Raw genomic sequence first — 518 nt, 5'->3', positions numbered from 1 at the left:
CACCTCAGAAAATAGACTTTTCTAGTTTTTTTCTCAAAGAACCAGAATCGCTCTATAAGAGAGATAAGCTTTCAAGGAAATCATATCAAAAGGTATTAGAGGAAGAAAACAAAATTTCTGGATCTCTTGATCAAATGGGCAAGGCTGTTTTTGCGCGTTTACAATTTTTATCGATACTAGATAAAGCTATAACTTTGAAAACTTTTGAAAACGTAGAAAATCGTTTTAAATACCTCCAACATCTGTTTGATGAACTTCAAACAAAAGAAAACCTGAAAGATATTGCAGATCTTCAAACACATATCGATGGTTCATTAGCCATGATCCAAAATGAATCTATAAAGACGCAAATGATAACGCATTTACGTAAAGCTGAGCAATCACTTATCAAAAAGAAAAGACGCGAAGTTGATATGAAAATTTTTAACCATGAAGCAAAAAGGATGCCTACCATACGATAAAAACAAAAGCCAATGTAGAAAGTTCAGTACTATCTGAACAATTCAGAGGGGCAGAAA

1 protein-coding gene is annotated in these 518 nt (G+C 33.0%); it reads left to right on the top strand.

Going from position 1 to position 518, the window contains the following annotated elements; translation table 11 throughout:
* Positions 1–461 (top strand): type IV secretion system protein (locus ACFIKY_RS09355; protein ID WP_375661769.1); only part of this gene is annotated, 461 nt, incomplete at its 5' end.
* Positions 462–518 lie beyond the last annotated feature (57 nt).

Origin of the sequence: Bartonella sp. CR127HXZ (assembly GCF_042194555.1) — a bacterium.
Taxonomy (GTDB): domain Bacteria; phylum Pseudomonadota; class Alphaproteobacteria; order Rhizobiales; family Rhizobiaceae; genus Bartonella; species Bartonella grahamii.
This window is presented reverse-complemented; position numbering and strand designations above follow the sequence as displayed.